16 protein-coding genes and 1 pseudogene are annotated in these 15,069 nt (G+C 67.2%); 7 read left to right on the top strand and 10 right to left on the bottom strand.

Translation table 11 applies throughout. The features are described from left to right. Nucleotides 1-133: 133 nt before the first annotated feature. Nucleotides 134-1,249 (top strand): agmatine deiminase, encoded by a 1,116-nt coding sequence (aguA, locus tag MJ122_RS05790; RefSeq protein ID WP_239742900.1) that lies wholly within the window; start codon nt 134-136, stop codon nt 1,247-1,249. Nucleotides 1,250-1,301: 52 nt separating this feature from the next. Here the strand turns inward: aguA and MJ122_RS05795 are convergent, their stop codons facing one another. Next, nucleotides 1,302-2,483: a GGDEF domain-containing protein gene (locus MJ122_RS05795; protein WP_088421031.1), complete on the bottom strand. Its 1,182-nt coding sequence runs from the start codon at nt 2,481-2,483 to the stop codon at nt 1,302-1,304. Between the two features lie 227 nt (nt 2,484-2,710). Here MJ122_RS05795 and MJ122_RS05800 point away from each other — a divergent pair, with 227 nt between their 5' ends. Together MJ122_RS05800 and hemN are read left to right on the top strand one after the other, a co-directional pair. Beyond that, the gene (locus tag MJ122_RS05800; RefSeq protein ID WP_239742902.1) at nt 2,711-2,878 is read left to right on the top strand and encodes a hypothetical protein; all 168 of its coding nucleotides are present in this window, start codon (nt 2,711-2,713) and stop codon (nt 2,876-2,878) included. Between the two features lie 155 nt (nt 2,879-3,033). Continuing rightward, nucleotides 3,034-4,431: an oxygen-independent coproporphyrinogen III oxidase gene (gene hemN / locus MJ122_RS05805; RefSeq protein ID WP_239742904.1), complete on the top strand. Its 1,398-nt coding sequence runs from the start codon at nt 3,034-3,036 to the stop codon at nt 4,429-4,431. 45 nt (nt 4,432-4,476) lie between these two features. Here the strand turns inward: hemN and MJ122_RS05810 are convergent, their stop codons facing one another. Continuing rightward, nucleotides 4,477-4,971 (bottom strand): helix-turn-helix domain-containing protein, encoded by a 495-nt coding sequence (locus tag MJ122_RS05810; RefSeq protein ID WP_239742906.1) that lies wholly within the window; start codon nt 4,969-4,971, stop codon nt 4,477-4,479. A 111-nt stretch (nt 4,972-5,082) separates the two neighbouring features. Between MJ122_RS05810 and fabF the strand changes: the two genes are divergently transcribed. Continuing rightward, nucleotides 5,083-6,354, top strand: a complete 1,272-nt coding sequence (gene fabF / locus MJ122_RS05815) for a beta-ketoacyl-ACP synthase II (protein WP_239742908.1) — start codon at nt 5,083-5,085, stop codon at nt 6,352-6,354. Nucleotides 6,355-6,413: 59 nt separating this feature from the next. On the opposite strand, the gene MJ122_RS05820 is transcribed toward fabF, so the two are convergent. The 3 genes from MJ122_RS05820 to MJ122_RS05830 all read right to left on the bottom strand — a co-directional run bounded on the left by MJ122_RS05820 (nt 6,414) and on the right by MJ122_RS05830 (nt 8,231). Further along, the gene (locus MJ122_RS05820; protein WP_239742910.1) at nt 6,414-6,749 is read right to left on the bottom strand and encodes a hypothetical protein; all 336 of its coding nucleotides are present in this window, start codon (nt 6,747-6,749) and stop codon (nt 6,414-6,416) included. Between the two features lie 4 nt (nt 6,750-6,753). Then, nucleotides 6,754-7,353 carry an NAD(P)H-binding protein gene (locus tag MJ122_RS05825; protein WP_239742911.1) on the bottom strand — a complete coding sequence of 200 codons (600 nt, stop codon included), beginning with the start codon at nt 7,351-7,353 and terminating at the stop codon, nt 6,754-6,756. 95 nt (nt 7,354-7,448) lie between these two features. Next, on the bottom strand, nt 7,449-8,231 hold the full coding sequence (locus MJ122_RS05830) for a helix-turn-helix transcriptional regulator (RefSeq protein ID WP_239742913.1): 783 nt from the start codon (nt 8,229-8,231) through the stop codon (nt 7,449-7,451). A 135-nt stretch (nt 8,232-8,366) separates the two neighbouring features. Here MJ122_RS05830 and MJ122_RS05835 point away from each other — a divergent pair. Continuing rightward, nucleotides 8,367-8,539, top strand: a pseudogene (locus MJ122_RS05835) (VOC family protein); the annotation flags it as partial. Nucleotides 8,540-8,719: 180 nt separating this feature from the next. Beyond that, nucleotides 8,720-8,974, top strand: a complete 255-nt coding sequence (locus MJ122_RS05840; RefSeq protein ID WP_088421038.1) for a hypothetical protein — start codon at nt 8,720-8,722, stop codon at nt 8,972-8,974. A gap of 33 nt (nt 8,975-9,007) precedes the next feature. On the opposite strand, the gene MJ122_RS05845 is transcribed toward MJ122_RS05840, so the two are convergent. From MJ122_RS05845 to MJ122_RS05865, 5 genes are all read right to left on the bottom strand, one after another. After that, nucleotides 9,008-9,220: a hypothetical protein gene (locus MJ122_RS05845; protein WP_239742915.1), complete on the bottom strand. Its 213-nt coding sequence runs from the start codon at nt 9,218-9,220 to the stop codon at nt 9,008-9,010. Nucleotides 9,221-9,235: 15 nt separating this feature from the next. After that, complete coding sequence (locus tag MJ122_RS05850) at nt 9,236-11,272, bottom strand: pyridoxamine 5'-phosphate oxidase family protein (protein WP_239742917.1); 2,037 nt, start codon at nt 11,270-11,272, stop codon at nt 9,236-9,238. A gap of 54 nt (nt 11,273-11,326) precedes the next feature. After that, nucleotides 11,327-11,950: a glutathione S-transferase gene (locus MJ122_RS05855; protein WP_088421041.1), complete on the bottom strand. Its 624-nt coding sequence runs from the start codon at nt 11,948-11,950 to the stop codon at nt 11,327-11,329. 215 nt (nt 11,951-12,165) lie between these two features. Further along, a complete protein-coding gene (locus MJ122_RS05860; RefSeq protein WP_239742919.1) occupies nt 12,166-13,068 on the bottom strand; it encodes a LysR substrate-binding domain-containing protein in 903 nt (300 codons plus the stop codon). Beyond that, a complete protein-coding gene (locus MJ122_RS05865; RefSeq protein WP_088421043.1) occupies nt 13,065-13,976 on the bottom strand; it encodes a LysR family transcriptional regulator in 912 nt (303 codons plus the stop codon). The genes MJ122_RS05860 and MJ122_RS05865 overlap by 4 nt, the downstream gene beginning before the upstream one ends. Nucleotides 13,977-14,164: 188 nt before the next feature. On the opposite strand from MJ122_RS05865, the gene MJ122_RS05870 reads away from it, so the two are divergent. Further along, a complete protein-coding gene (locus MJ122_RS05870; protein ID WP_239742922.1) occupies nt 14,165-15,058 on the top strand; it encodes a DMT family transporter in 894 nt (297 codons plus the stop codon). Nucleotides 15,059-15,069: the final 11 nt, after the last annotated feature.

Consider the following 15,069-nt stretch of genomic DNA (forward strand, 5'->3'; position numbering starts at 1 on the left):
CACTGTTGGATTCATCGATTTCCTGGTGGAGTGTTGAATCCAATTCAGGTATTCCGCGAATTTCATCAATGGTCCCCGGCGCTCCGGGCGGGCAATCTTGGGCCATACCCTGACGCATTCCGGAGTACCGCCGATGTCCCGCACCCACAGCACAATGCCCAAGGCCGACGGCTTCCGCCTGCCCGGCGAGTTCGAACCCAAGGCCCGCTGCTGGCTCGGCTGGCCCGAGCGGCCGGATGTCTGGCGCAATGGCGGCAAGCCGGCACAGAAGGTCTGGGTCGAGGTGGTGAGCGCCATCGCCAGCAGCGAGCCGGTGACCGTCTGCGCCTCTGCCGCGCAATATGCCAACGCCCGCCGCATGCTTCCCGAGCACGTGCGGGTGGTGGAGATGACCTGCAACGACACCTGGTTCCGCGACAGCGGCCCGGCTTTCCTGGTCAATGACGCCACCGGCGAGAGGCGTGGCGTGGACTTCCAGTTCAACGCCTACGGCGGGCTCGATGGCGGCCTCTACTATCCCTGGGACAAGGACGACCAGATCGCGCAGAAAATCCTCGAAATCGAGGGTCTTGACCGCTACCGCGCTTCGATCATTGCCGAGATGGGCAGCATTCGCAGCGACGGCCAAGGCACGTTGCTGACCACCGAGCAATGCCTGCTCAACCGCAACCGCAACGCCCATCTGGGCAAGGAAGAGGTTACCCGCCGGCTCTGTGACTACCTGGGCGCCGAGCAGGTGATCTGGCTGCCGCGCGGCTGCAGGTTCGACGAAACCGATGGCCACGTCGACGACCTCGCCTGCTTCGTGCGGCCGGGCGTGGTGGTGATGCAGTGGACGGACGACCGCAGCGACCCGCAGTGGGAAATCTACCAGGAGGCCTACGACGTGCTGCGCAGTGCGCGCGACGCCCGTGGCAACTCTTTGCAGGTGCACAAGCTGCCGCAGCCGCAGGTGCTGGAATGGACGGCTGCCGAGGCCGAGGGCCTGGATCAGGTCGATGGCAGTTTCGACCGCCAGGAAGGCACGAAAATATGCGCCTCCTATATCAACTTCTACACCGGCAACTCGGCCATCGTCATGCCGTTCTTCAACGATCCCAACGACCGCATCGCCCAGGGCGTGCTGGCTGAGCTGTTCCCGGACAAGCGCGTGATCGGCATCGACAACTCACGGGAAATCCTCCTGGGCGGCGGCAACATCGGTTGCATCACCATGCCGCAGTACGCGGCGCCGTCGCGCCGCGGCTGAGGTTCCCGCACGGCCCGCCCCGTGCAAGCCGCGTTGTTCGCATCAGCGCGAATCAGCCCAGCCGCAGCGGGTCGCCACCGGTAACCGTGCGGTCCATCAGGCGGATGCTGTCGCGGCCGCCGCGCTTGGACTCATAGAGCGCGGCATCGCCTTGCTCGATCAGCGCGGCAAGGCTGGTCGGCGGCTGGTCGAACAGGTTGGCGCCGATGCTCAGGGTCACCGCCTGAGGCGTGGCGAAGTTCTGCGTGGCGGTGTTCTGGAACTGCTCGCGCAGCTTGCCGGCCAGCTCCATCACCTGTTCGCCGCCGACATTGCTCAGCAGGATGACGAACTCGTCACCGCCCAGGCGCGCCGCCACGGCCCGCTCGGGCAGTGCGGCGCGGATCATCTCGCTGAGCGCCACCAGCAGGCGGTCGCCGGCGCTATGCCCGTGCAGGTCGTTGACCTGCTTGAAATTGTCGATGTCGATCAGCAGCAGCGCACCGGGGCGCTCCGGGGAGATGTCCTCGAACACGCGGGGCGCGCGGACTTCCAGCGCACGGCGGTTGTACAGGGTGGTCAGCGGGTCACGGGCGGCCAGTCGGGCGATGCGTTTCTCTCGGCGATAGCGCTCGGTGCCGGTCATCGACAGGGCGATCAGCATGATCGCCATCGCACCCTCGACCAGAGAAATCTGGATGATCTCGCCACGGAAGGCGGCGAGGTCGATCAGCGTGCCGGGGATGATCACCGTCGCACCCTTGGCCAGGTAGAAGGCGCCGTGCACCAGCATCACGTAGCGCAATTGCACCGCGCCCACGCTCAGGGACTTGCCGTGGGAGCGCAGCAGGTAACTGGCGCGCAGGGAGAGCAGGGCGACCAGCCAGGAGTTGGCCAGCAGCATGAGCTTGGACCACAGCGGGCCACCGTCGGGCAGCGCCAGCAGGGCTATCCAGGTGAGTGGGACGAGCAGCCAGCCGCGTGACAACCGCGCCTCGGTGAACTTCGCCACGCCGCTGAGGAAGAACCAGTGGGCCAGCACCAGCAGGCCGTTGGCGAACCAGACGCCGACCAGCAGGTAGCCGCTCATGCGCAACAGGGCGAGGGTAGAGCCGAGGGTGATGGTGGCGAAGCCCGCGCTCCAGTAGAGCAGCGAGCGTTCGCGCACGCTGCGCCATTCGATGGCCAGATACAGCGCTGCGGCCGCCGCAAGGGCGACCGAGATAGTCAACATGGTGGGTGGATCGAGCGCCATTTTCGAAAACCGTACTGCACGAGCGGCAAAACCGCGATTGTAAGCGCCCTTGCTGGCCTTTCGGTACGCCGGCAGGCCTCATTCGGTCGGGTTTGCACCACTCCCGTCGCCTCCACGATGCTTTTGCCGGGCGTCTCTGCAGCTCAGCTCGGATGGCCAGGGCAGCCAGTGGCCATCAGGCTGTCCGGGTTCACGAGTGTTCGCTCTGGGGCCGGGAGGCCGGAACCATGGAAAAGCCACCGCGCCGGCGCTGGAGCCCGCTCTGGTTGCTGATCGTTGTCGCCAGCTACCTGCCGCTGGGCAGCGGCGGCGTGATGCTGGCGGTGTCGGCCTGCACTCTGCTGATGTCGATTCCCACCCGCTTCATCTCCACCATCCGCCGCGACGATTCTTGAATCCGTGCCGGCTGTCGGTTGCCACCGCATGAGTGCCGCGCTGTGCCTGACTGGAGGGAAGTCTTGATCCTGCGCAGGGCGTGGGATCGGGGACAGCGGTAAGGTTGCCGCGCGACTCGCAGCGTCAGACTGCCAGCGCCTCAGGAGCCCGTGTCATGCCCGAATCGATGAGTTTCAACCGCGCGCTGGTGGAGAAGTACGACCGTCCCGGCCCGCGCTATACCTCCTATCCCACCGCACCGCAGTTCCATGGCGCGTTCGCTGCCGACGACTACCGAGCGGCTGCCCGGCGCAGCAACCATCCTGCCGACGGGAGCCCGGCCAAGCCGCTCTCGGTGTACATCCATATCCCGTTCTGCAGGAGCCTCTGCTACTACTGCGCCTGCAACAAGATCATCACCCAGAAGACCCACCGCGCCGTGGAATACCTGGACTACCTCAAGCGCGAGATTGCCATGCAGGCCGAGCTGTTCGACGGCACCCGCAAGCTTACCCAGCTGCACCTGGGCGGCGGCACGCCGACCTACCTGACCAGCGAGCAGTTGGGTGAGGTGATGGACAGCCTGCGCCAGCACTTCAACCTCGACGAAAGCGACGCCCACGAGTTCTCCATCGAAGTCGACCCGCGCACCATCAGCCGCGAGCGCATCGCCGAGCTGCGCGCCCAGGGCTTCAACCGCCTGAGCTTCGGCGTGCAGGATTTCGACGAGCAGGTGCAGCAGGCGGTCAACCGTGTGCAGAGCGAACAACAGGTCTTCGACCTGGTGCAGGCTGCCCGCGAGGCGAAGTTCAAGTCGGTGTCGGTGGACCTGATCTACGGCCTGCCGCTGCAGACCGTGGCGAGCTTCGACACGACGCTGGCCAAGATCATCGCCCTGCGCCCCGACCGCATCGCCGCCTACAGCTATGCGCACCTGCCCGAGCGGGTGCGCGCGCAGCGGCTGATCCGCCGCGAGGATATGCCACCGCCGGGGCGCAAGCTGGAACTGCTGGAGCTGACCATCCAGCGATTGACCGAGGCGGGCTATGTCTACATCGGCATGGACCACTTCGCGCTGCCCGACGACGAGCTCGCGGTGGCTCGCAGCAACGGTACCCTGCAGCGCAACTTCCAGGGTTATTCGACCCATGCCGATTGCGACCTGATCGCCCTGGGCGTGTCGTCCATCAGCAAGGTCGGCGATACCTACGGGCAGAACGTGAAGGAGCTGTCGCAGTACTACGCGCGGCTCGACGAAGGCCTGCTGCCGGTGCACAAGGGCTACGGCCTGACCGACGACGACCGCCTGCGCCGCGACGTGATCAGCACGCTGATGTGCCATGGCCGCGTGGACTACGCCCCGCTGGAAGAGCGCCACGGCATCCGTTTCGGCGACTACTTCGAGGGCTCGCTGCGGCAACTGAGCGAGCAGGTCGGCGATGGCCTGGTGGAGCTGCACGACGACGCGCTGGTGCTGCTGCCGCAGGGCCAGCTGATGATGCGCAGCGTGGCGATGGCCTTCGATGCTTACCTCGGTGGCGCGCAGCAGGAGCGCTTCTCGCGCACCATCTGATGCGGTTCGCGCAGTCGGAACAGCCCGTCGTGAGAGCGGGCTGTCTTACTCCTGACGGGCCCTGATCCCGGCGATCCTCTCGCGCATTTCGTCGCTGGCGCCAGGGCCTGCGATCACCTCGCAGTCTTCCCAGGGCACGACTTTGCCCGACTCGACATCGACCATCATCGGTTGAACGGTCCTGCCCGTGGCTTTCTCGACTACCCGGACACTGTCTTCACGCTGGGCGAAGTGCTCGTTGCCCCACGCGATGAAGGCAAAAATCACCCCGATCAGGTCGCGTCCTCGTCCAGTCGGGACGTATTCGTGGCGCAAGGGCCGGACGCTGTAGGCGCGTTTCTCCAGCAGCCCGGCTTCCACCAGGGCGTTGAGCCGGCGGGTCAGCATGTTCGGGGCGATTTCCAGGCTTCTGGAGAACTCATCGAATCGACGCAGGCCCTGCAGGGCGTCGCGCATGATCAGCAGGCTCCACCATTCGCCGACGTGTTCAAGGCTCAGCGCCACGGGGCATTCCGAATTCAACAGTGTCTTGCGCTGCATCGAGGTCGCTCGCTCCTGTCTGGAAAAAAGTGAAGACAGATTGTTACTTTCATTATGATAGTAACGTCTTTCATCCAGATCGTACCAAACCGCGAGAGGAATGAGGTCTTCATGAAAAAGCGCATCGTCGTTACGGGAATGGGGGCGGTCACGCCGCTGGGTTGTGGCGTGGGTCTGGTCTGGGAGCGGCTGCTGGCGGGCCGGTCCGGCATTCGGGAACTGCCGGTGGAGCTGGTTGGCGACCTGCCGGTGCGCATCGGCGGCCAGGTGCCCGGCCGGGGCGAGGACCCGCAAGGTGGTTTCGATCCTGATCGGGTGCTGCCCGCTAAGGAGCAGCGCAAGGTCGATCGTTTCATCCTGTTTGCCCTGGCAGCGGCCGAGGAAGCGCTGGCGCAGGCCGGCTGGCATCCCGAGCAGCCCCACCAGCAGGAACGCACCGCCACCATCATCGCCTCGGGCATCGGCGGCTTCCCGGCCATCGCTGAGGCCGTGCGCACCACGGACAGCAAGGGCCCGCGCCGACTGTCGCCCTTCACCATTCCCTCCTTCCTGTGCAACCTGGCGGCCGGCCAGGTCTCCATTCGCCATCGCCTGAAAGGGCCGCTCGGCGCGCCGGTGACCGCCTGTGCGGCGGGCGTCCAGGCGATCGGCGATGCGGCGCGGATGATCCTGGCAGGCGAGGTGGACGTGGCGCTCTGTGGTGGAGCGGAGGCTGCCATCCACCGTGTCAGCCTCGCCGGATTCGCCGCCGCCAGGACCTTGGCCAGCGAATTCAACGACCGCCCCGCATCCGCCTCGCGGCCCTTCGATGAGGCGCGCGAAGGTTTCGTCATGAGCGAGGGCGCCGGGCTGCTGGTCATCGAAGAACTCGAACACGCCCTGGCGCGAGGGGCGACGCCGCTGGCGGAACTGGTGGGCTACGGCACCAGCGCCGACGCCCACCACATCACCTCGGGCCCGGAAGACGGCGAAGGCGCCCAGCGCGCGATGAGGCAGGCCTTGCTGCAGGCCGGGGTCTCGCCGGAGCAGGTGGGGCACCTGAACGCCCATGCCACGTCAACCGCGGTGGGCGACAAGGCGGAGCTGGCGGCCATCAGGGCGGTCTTCGACGGCGTGGCATCGCCTGTCATCAGCGCCACCAAATCCTCCACGGGCCATCTGCTGGGGGCTGCCGGAGGGATCGAGGCGATCTTCACCGTCCTCGCGCTGCGGGACCAGGTGGCGCCGGCGACGCTCAACCTGATCCACGCGGACCCCTTGGCCGCAGGGCTCAACATTGCGGCAGGAGAGCCCCGCGCGCTGGATACGGACTTTGCCCTGTCCAATGGTTTCGGCTTTGGCGGAGTCAACGCCAGCGTGCTGTTCCGTCGTTGGTCTGCATAGCGGCAGTCACCTTGCCGCTCGGCCCGGTGCAACCCGGGCCATCAGCGGGCGGCGGGGCTTCAACGGGGGCGTCTTGCACGCCCTCCCGCGCCCTTGCTCTCGCGCATCATCCGCCGCAGCACGTAGGCGACGCCCGCGCCGAGAATCCCGCCCACCAAGGTGGCGAGTACCTGCGCCAGCAGCCCCATGGCGCTGTCCAGGCTCGTCTGACGGAAGAAGGTGCCCAGCTCCGGCCAGAGCGCGAGCCAGAGGCCGACGAAAACCAGCACCAGGTCATACCAGAGAGCGCTGACGCCTGCGGGGCGGTAGCCGCGCACGAAGAGGATGAAGGCGCTGAAGGCCAGTGCCAGAAGCAGGGTGGCCAAGGATTGGCTGAGCGCATCGGGCCCGGACATGACGTTACTCCTCGCCGCTGCGCAGGCGCAGGCATTGACCGCTGTGCAGGCTCAGCTGCATTTCGTCGAGCAGCGCCTCGGCATAGGAGAGCGCCAGCGTGGTGTCCTGCTCCGAGGCGGAGCCGGCCCGGCTGAAATCATCGATGCGCAGCCCCTCGGGCATTGGCGGCGCTTCCACCAGTGTCCAGTCGAGCCCGCTCACTTCCAGGCTGCGGGCAAGACCTGCGGCGAGCTGTTCTTCATCGGCGTCGGCCGGTTCCACCAGCCATCGCCAATGGCCGATCAGCAGCAGGCGCGGCACTTCCGAGCGCAGCGCGCCATCGATCAGCGCACCGCAGATCGGCGGCAGTTTTTCCGGTGGCTGATCGGCGAGGAAGGCGAAGATCACGTCGAGCCCGGCCACCGCCTCGCTGACCGAGATCGAGGATTCCAGCGTGCCCAACTTGCAGCGCAAGCCAGGGCGCGCCTGAAAGCGGTTGAGGTCGTCCAGCAGCGCGGTAACTTCCTGCTGGCGGCGCAGGGCGCCAGCGATCAGCGCCTGGCCAAAGCTGTCGAAAGGGTGGAACAGGCCCAGCTTCAGGGTCGGTGTTTCCAGGTTGTGCATGGTCACTCCTGCAACGGCGGTGGTGCGGCGGATGCGCCATGTGCATATCGAAGGAGCGAGGTGGGCCGGGGTTCCGTCAAATTGCCTGAGCGGCGCTAGGCCCCGGCGCTGGCTCTTGCAACCTGATAGCTGCTGGGCGCCACGCCCAGGCTGCGGCGGAACATGCTGGAGAAGGCGCTCGGGCTGTCGTAGCCCAGCTCCAGCGCCACGCGGGTGACCGCACTTCCCGCCGCGAGACGGGTGACGGCAGCCAGCAGGCAGGCTTGTTGGCGCCAACCACCAAAGGAAAGACCGGTCTGCTGGCGGAACAGGCGGCTGAAGGTTCGCGTACTGCAATGCAGTTCGGCAGCCCAAAGGTCCGCCGTGACGCCGATATCCGGGGTGCGCAGGAAGTCCCGGCAAAGCTGCGCCAGTCCTGGATGCGCAGGCAGCGGAGCGAACAGCGGCAGGCTCGGTGCCTGGCGCAGCTCGTGGAGCAGGAGGCGGATCAGGTCGCCGTCACGGCCCTGTTCGTCATGCAGCGCCGGCACTTCCACGCTTGCCAGCAGCAGCTGGTGCAGCAGCGGCGAAACGGTCAGCGCCTGACATTGTGTTGTCTCGCGTACCGGCACTCGCGGGTCGATGTACAGGCTGCGCGTGCTGACCCCGCGCATCAGCACCCGATGCAGCTTGCCCGCAGGAATCCATACGCCGCTGTAGGGCGGGATCACCCAGGCGCCGTCCTCGGTCTCCACCTCCATCAACCCGCTCATGCCGTAGAGGAACTGCGCACGGCGATGGGAGTGGGGCCGCAGCAGCGTGCCGAGTGGGTAGTCGGTGCCAATGGCGAGCACGGCGCGGTCGACATCGTCGACACTGGCAAGGGGGACATTGAGCATGAGGGCGAGTCTGGCTGGGTTGCGATGATTATTCGTTAATCAGCGTGAAATGGCCAATCCCCCTGCGGCTGACAGGTGCGGCGCGCTTGTCATCGGAGAATTTGCCCTAGGATCAGGCCGATATGACTTGCCAGGCGCCGGGGCGGCCCGCGGGTGATCCTCCAGGCCGACGACCACGCGCAGACCCAGGCGCGCCTGGAAACCGCCGGCGCCACCATCAGCCGCGCGACCTTTGCCTTCCCCGTGGCCGCCGCTTCCACTTCGTCGACCCGGACGGCTACCAGCTGGCGGTGTGGTCGGCGGACTGAGACCGCACCTTGAACTGCCCGCCGCCACGTCCGTTTGTCCGCTACCTCCGACAGGGGCTCTCGCTGCAGGAACTGTCGCTCGCTCCCCTGGGTCAGGAAATCAGTGGGGGCCGGACTTCGCGCCCACCACTGCCAATCCAGAGCAGAACAGGCCCATCCGCGGGCCGGGGGGAGAATCAGATGCAGCAGTCAGTCGAGCCGCCGTTCATGGCGCCCAGTGAATACCTGACGTCCACGGGCATTGCCGTGCTGATGTCGCCGCGCTACATCGCTCCCGGCAAGGTGGGAGAAGTGCTGCTGTCACTGGCCAAGGTGCCGGCCGGCGTCTCGCCGCTGGACGTGGTGATCGGCCCGTGGGAGTCCCATGAGGAAGCCTTCCAGGCGTCTCATGACGCAGCGGAGCGTTGGGTCGAGCGTCTCGACGAAGGGGACTGATTCCTCCTGGCACCTCTCGCGGGCACGACGCTCCTATACGGCGCGTCTGAACCAGCGAATGAGTGCCGCGCCTAACTCCACGGTGCGCGAGCGCGACGGGCAACCGGGCGTGGAGAGCAGCTGCGGCAGCAGGAAGCCTACTTCCGCCTCGTTCGGCCCGCAGAGCCCGGGTGCCGCTTCGACGACTTCCTCGTCCCAACGCGGGAAGCGTTCGCTCCCGCTCTCGAATGCTGTCAGTGCGTTCATGATCGATACGCCTCCCTAGAGGTCCAGCATCAGCGGTTGCACGCCGCTGTCGTCCTGCGCCGGGATGGCGCAGCAGATCAATGCGCTGCCCGCTTCGGGCAGTTCCGCCGGCGGGTTGGGGTAGTGCACCTGGCCGCTGACGATCTTCGTGCGGCAGGTGCCGCAGGAGCCACCGCGGCAACTGAAGTCGGGCGCAAGGCCCCGGGCCTCGGCCAGTTCCAGCAGGGTGCCGCTCTCGGGCTTCCAGCGCGCCTCCTTGGCGGAGCCTGCGAAGTACACCGGCACCGGCTCGGTGGCGGCGGGCGGCTGCACCCGCGTCGGCGCCTGTCCGTCACCCCGGCGCTTGAGCGTCGAGGGACCGAAGGTCTCGGCGTGGATGCGGGCATCGACGATGTTCAACCCGCGCAGGCCGTCGTAGATCGCCTGGGTGAATTCGCCGGGGCCGCACACATAGAAGTCGTAATCGTCCAGCGGCAGCCGCGCCTTGATGACCTCGATATCCAGGCGTCCGACCTGTTCGAAGTCGCGGCCCAGCTCGGCTTCCGGCTCGGGACGGCTGAGCGCGCGATGGACCTGCAGTTGCGGCGCGCGCTGGCGCAGTTCGGCGATCTCCCGCTGGAATGGCAACTGACCCAGCGTCCGCGCGGACTGGAACAGGTCAACGCGCCTCACAGGGCCCGCCACCAGTTCGCGCAGCATCGACAGCAGCGGGGTGATGCCCACGCCTGCGCCGATCAGCACTACCGGGCGCTCGCTGTCGCGCTTCAGGGTGAAGCTGCCCATGGGCGCACGGACCTGCAGGTGATCGCCGACAGCAATCTGCTCATGCAGGTGCCGGGATGCCGGGCCCTGTGCCTTCACGCTGATGCGCAGCTCGCCGTCCGACGGCGCGCTGGAAAGGCTGTAGGTGCGGATCAGCGCCTGGTCGCCGGTGGCCAGGCGCACGGGCAGGTGCTGGCCCGGCGCGAAGTTCACCACAGTGCCGGCTGGCGGTTGCAGGTAGAAGGAGCGGATGTCTTCGCTTTCCGGCTCTACGCGCAGCACCTGCCAGCGCTGCCATTGCTGGCGCTGCTCGCGTTCCTGCAATTTGGCGTCGGCCTCGGCCCAGGTGCCAGTCATCAGGCTGGTGGGCGAGTATTCGCGGAAGCTCCAGCGCAGCGCCAGGGCGCCAGGGCGCAGAACAGCGTGTTGCACGTCCAGCGTCCACAGGCGTTCGGCGCCTTCGAAGGCGGTCAGCAGCGGGCTGTCGAAGAGGATTTCGCTGCGGCCATGGACCTGCAGCACGTCGCCGCTCACGAAATCGACGAAGAGCAGGCCGGCCTGCGGGTTGGCCTGCAGGTTGCCCAGGGTGTTGAAGTGCAGGTTGCCGGCGTAGTCGGGGATGGTCAGGCGGTTGCCGGTGACCCGGACGAAGCCGGGCCGGCCGCCGCGATGGGAGACGTCCACCGACCGCTCGCCATCCTCGTGCTGCACGTAGCTGGCGACGAAGAAAGTGTCGGCGTTGCGGATGATTGCGGCCAGTTCCTCGTTCAGCGCGCTGAAGTCCTCACGCGGGGCGCGCTGGCTGTAGCGCTGCTCGTCGCGGCTCCAATCGCGTTTCTGGATGTACTGCGGACAGTTGCCGAAGGAGTGCTCGACGGCCACCGTCAGCAGGCCGCCGTCCACTTCGCTGAGGACGCCATTCATGCGGTTGCGCCGGCGGGTGTGCAGTTCGATGCCCAGCAGGCCGATGGGGTGGCCGGCTTGCAGACCACTGGCGGCGGGGTCCTGGCTGTCAGGCACGCTGTCGATCAGCAGGCTTTTCGGGTCGGGCGAGGTGACGAAGCCCTCCGCGCCTTCGAGCAGGGTCGCCCAGGGGCGGCCCTGGTCATCCACGGCACCGGCGATGATGAACGGCAACTGGTGGTAGAACTCACGGTGCTGGTCGGGCATGTAGTCGCGGATGACTTTCTGGCCGTGGACCTCCATGCGCTCCGAGACGCCAACGCGCTCCTGGATCGCCTTCTCGCCGGCGTGCCAGGGAGAGGTACGGTGTTTGGGTAACTGGAACATGGCGGCACCTCGCGACTAAGGGGCTGCCGGGTCACCCCGGCAGCGAAGGTTGCATCAGGCTTGCAGGCCGATGGCCGTGCGCTGCATCGGCACGAAATGCGGCAGCGCCTCCACGCGGGCCAGCCAGGCGCGCAGGTTCGGGTACTCCTGCAGGGACACGTTGCCTTCCGGCGCATGGGAAATGTAGGAGTAGTTGGACACGTCGGCGATGGTCGCCTCGCTGCCGGCGAGGAAGGGCGTCCTGGCCAGCTCGCGCTCCATCACCTGGAACAGGGTGTGGGCGCGGGTGATGACTTCCTCTGGGTTGAAGGCGGCGCCGAATACAGTGATCAGCCGCGCGGCGGCGGGGCCGAAGGCAACCTGCCCGGCGGCCACCGACAGCCAGCGTTGCACGCGGGCGGCGCCGACCGGATCTTCCGGCAGCCAGCGGCCGTTTCCGTATTTCTTCGCCAGGTAGACCAGGATGGCATTGGAGTCGGCGACGATGACGCCTTCGTCGTCGATCACCGGCACCTGGCCGAAGGGGTTGAGGGCGAGGAAGTCCGGGTGCTTGTGCGCACCCTTGGCGAGGTCCACCGAGATCAGTTCGGTGGGCAATTGCAGCAGCGAGAGCATCAGCTCGATGCGATGGGCGTGGCCGGACAGCGGGTGGCGGTAGAGCTTGATGGTGTGGGACATGAGTGTGGCTCCTTGGCTTGAGTGGGTATGCAACGCGAGTCTGGCCGTGGCGGGTTGCTCGAGCTGATGGGTGAATGCTGCGCCGGATGCGGGTTGCGCAGAATCGCCAGGGCGGGCAATCCAGCGTTTCAGAATGCGGAACAATCGGCTGCGAATCGGGCCGCAAATGCCTGCGGACAGCGGTGCCGTCTGCCGGCGCCGTGCGTGACTGGGGCTTAGCCGCGCAACGCCGGATGCGCGCGCAGACGCGGCACCACGAAATCGACGAAGGTGCGCACCCGCGCTGCCGCGCGGCGACCTTCGCGATAGATCAGCTGTACCGGCAGCGCTGGCGCCGCGTAGTCCTGCAGTACCAGTTGCAGGCGCCCGCCGCTCAGTTCGACGTGGGCTTCGTGGCTCATGCAGCGGGTCAAGCCGAGCCCCAGGCTGGCGGCGCGGATTGCTGCGTGGGTCGTGCTGCATGTCAGGCGCGGGGCCAGGCGCACCGAGCGTGCTGCGCCCTGATGGCGGAAGCGCCATTCGCTGACCACGCCCTGGCTGCCTGCGACGATGATGCGGTGCGCCTTGAGGTCTTCCGGCGCCTGCGGCATGCCATGGCGCGCGAGGTAGTCGGGCGATGCGCAGATCACCGGCCGTACCGTGCCCACCGGCAGGGCAAAGCCGGAGGAGTCGGGCAGGGCGCCTATCACCAGGGCCACGTCGATGCCGTCCTCCAGCAGACGCGGCAGGTCTTCGCGGTGTTGGCTGACCAGGCGAATCTCGGGGAAAGCGGCCAGGTAGTCCAGCGCGATGGGCGCGAAGATCCGATCTGCCATCAGCAACGGCAGGGAAAGGCTGAGTGGCCCGGCCGGATGCGCCTGCAGGCCGCCAAGCGAATGCTCCGCCTCAGCGATGCCTTCGAGAATCCGCTGGCAACTGGCGGCAAATGCCTCGCCGCTTGCGTTCAACTCGACTCCGCGTGGGCCGCGCAGCAGCAGTTCGCATTGCAGGCGGGACTCCAGCGCGGCCACCAGGCGCATCACCGTCGCGGTGGATAGCCCCAGTTGCCGCGCCCCCCCAGCGAGGCTGCCGGAGCGTGCGACGGCATCGAATGCCTGAATTTCGCGGAAGCGGTTCACGGCTTCGCGGGCTGCAGGGCCGGGTCGGCGCGCAGGCGTTCCGCGCAATGCGTGACGAAGCTGCGCACCTTGGCCGGCAGCCGCGTGGCGTCCTGGTAGAGCAGGTGGATCGGCAGCGGCGCCGTGGAAAATGCGTCGAGGACGATTTCCAGCTCGCCGCGCGCCACGGCCTCGGCGGCCTGGTACGAGAGCACGCGGGTAAAGCCCCAGCCCAGGCGCGCCGCATGGATCGCCGCATTGTTCGAGCTGACCGCGAAGCGTGACGGTGGGCGCAGGGTCAACGGCCCTTCCGGGGTGACGAACTGCCAGTCGGTCAGCAGCACGCTGGTGGTGGCCATCACCACCGGCGCGTCTAGAAGTTCCTCGGGATGTCGAGGGCGCCCGTGACGGTCGAGGAAGTCGGGCGACGCGCAGACCACCGGGCGGATCTCGCCGACCTTCAGCGCGGTCAGGCTGCCCTCGGGCAACCGGCCGATGCGCACGGCGACGTCGATGCCCTCGTCGAGCATGTTCACCACACGGTCCACCAGCAGCGCGTTGACGGTCACCTCGGCATGGGCGTCCAGGTAGCTGGCGATCAGCGGGATCAGGTACAGCTCGCCGAACAGCACCGGGGCGGTCACCGTCAGGTTGCCGCGCGGTCGCAGGGCGCTACCGGAGGCCAGTTCCTCGGCTTCCTCCAGCTCCTGCAGGATGCGCCGGCAGTCTTCGACATAGCGCTGGCCAGCCTCGGTCAGCCGCACGCTGCGCGTGCTGCGGGCCAGCAGCAGGGTGCCCAGGCGTTGCTCCAGCGCGGCGATGGCGCGGGTCACGCTGGGCGGCGACAGGCCCAGCTGTTTGGCGCCTGCGGCGAAATTACCGGCCTCGGCCACCGCCAGCAGCACTGTCATTTCCTGAAACCTGTCCATGGATCACCGTTGTCGCCTTGAGCGGGTCGCCAGACTGTAGAGGGAAGCGGCGTCGGATTGAAGTGCCGAGGCTTGCGGGCGACATCGGCGTGCTTGCCAGCGCCCTGTGGCTTGACCATGCACGGCGCTCTGCTGCACAAGCCTGCGAGGTGCCCGGCAGGGCGCCGCAACTGCCACGAGCCTTTTCCATGACCAGCAAGACCACGGCCAACGCGCTGGCCGCCGCCAACAGTTCGCGTCTCGGCATCGCCCTCTGCCTGTTGTCGATGTTCATCTTCGCCTGCCAGGACGGCATCACCAAGGTGCTGGTGCGCCACCTGCCGGTGGGCGAACTGGTGATGGTGCGCTACTGGGTGTTCGTGTTGTTCGCGCTGCTCGTTTGCCACTCGCAGGGCGGGCTGCGGCGAGCCAGGCATAGCGCCAGCCCCGCCTTGCAGATCGTCCGCGCACTGCTCGGCGTGGGCGAGATCGCACTGTTCGGCATTGCCCTGCGCCACCTGGGCCTGGCCGAGACGCACGCGCTCTACGCGGTGTTCCCGTTGATGACACTGGGACTGGCGCGGCTGATCCTTGGCGAACGAATGGTGGGGCGGCAATGGTTGGCGGCGCTGGTGGGCCTGGGCGGTACCCTGCTGATCCTGCGTCCGGGCAGGGGTGTGTTCGAGCCCGCCGCGCTGATCCCGTTGGCGGCGGCGCTGACGTTCGCCTTCTTCAACATCCTCACCCGGCGCATCGGCCAGACCGATTCCTTCGCCACTACCACGCTGTACATGGCGGTGGTGGGCGCCGTGGCGGTCACCAGCGTGGGGATTCCCGCCTGGGTCACACCGACGCCCCGTGAGGCAGTACTGATGTCGATCGTCGCCGTCTCGGGTGTGGTCGCCCAACTGCTGCTGATCCAGGCGCTGAAGTACGCCCAGGCTTCGACGCTGCAGCCGTTCAACTATTCGCTGCTGGCGTTCGCCACGCTGATCGGCCTCTTCGTCTTCGGCGAGGCGCCGACCCTGTGGACGATCACAGGAGCGCTGCTGATCCTGCTGGCGGGGCTCTACTCGATCAGGCCGACAGGCCGGCGTGCCTGAAGGGGCCGTGG

This window comes from Pseudomonas sp. DP-17 (assembly GCF_022380625.1).
In the GTDB taxonomy this organism is placed as follows: Bacteria; Pseudomonadota; Gammaproteobacteria; order Pseudomonadales; family Pseudomonadaceae; genus Pseudomonas; species Pseudomonas nitroreducens_A.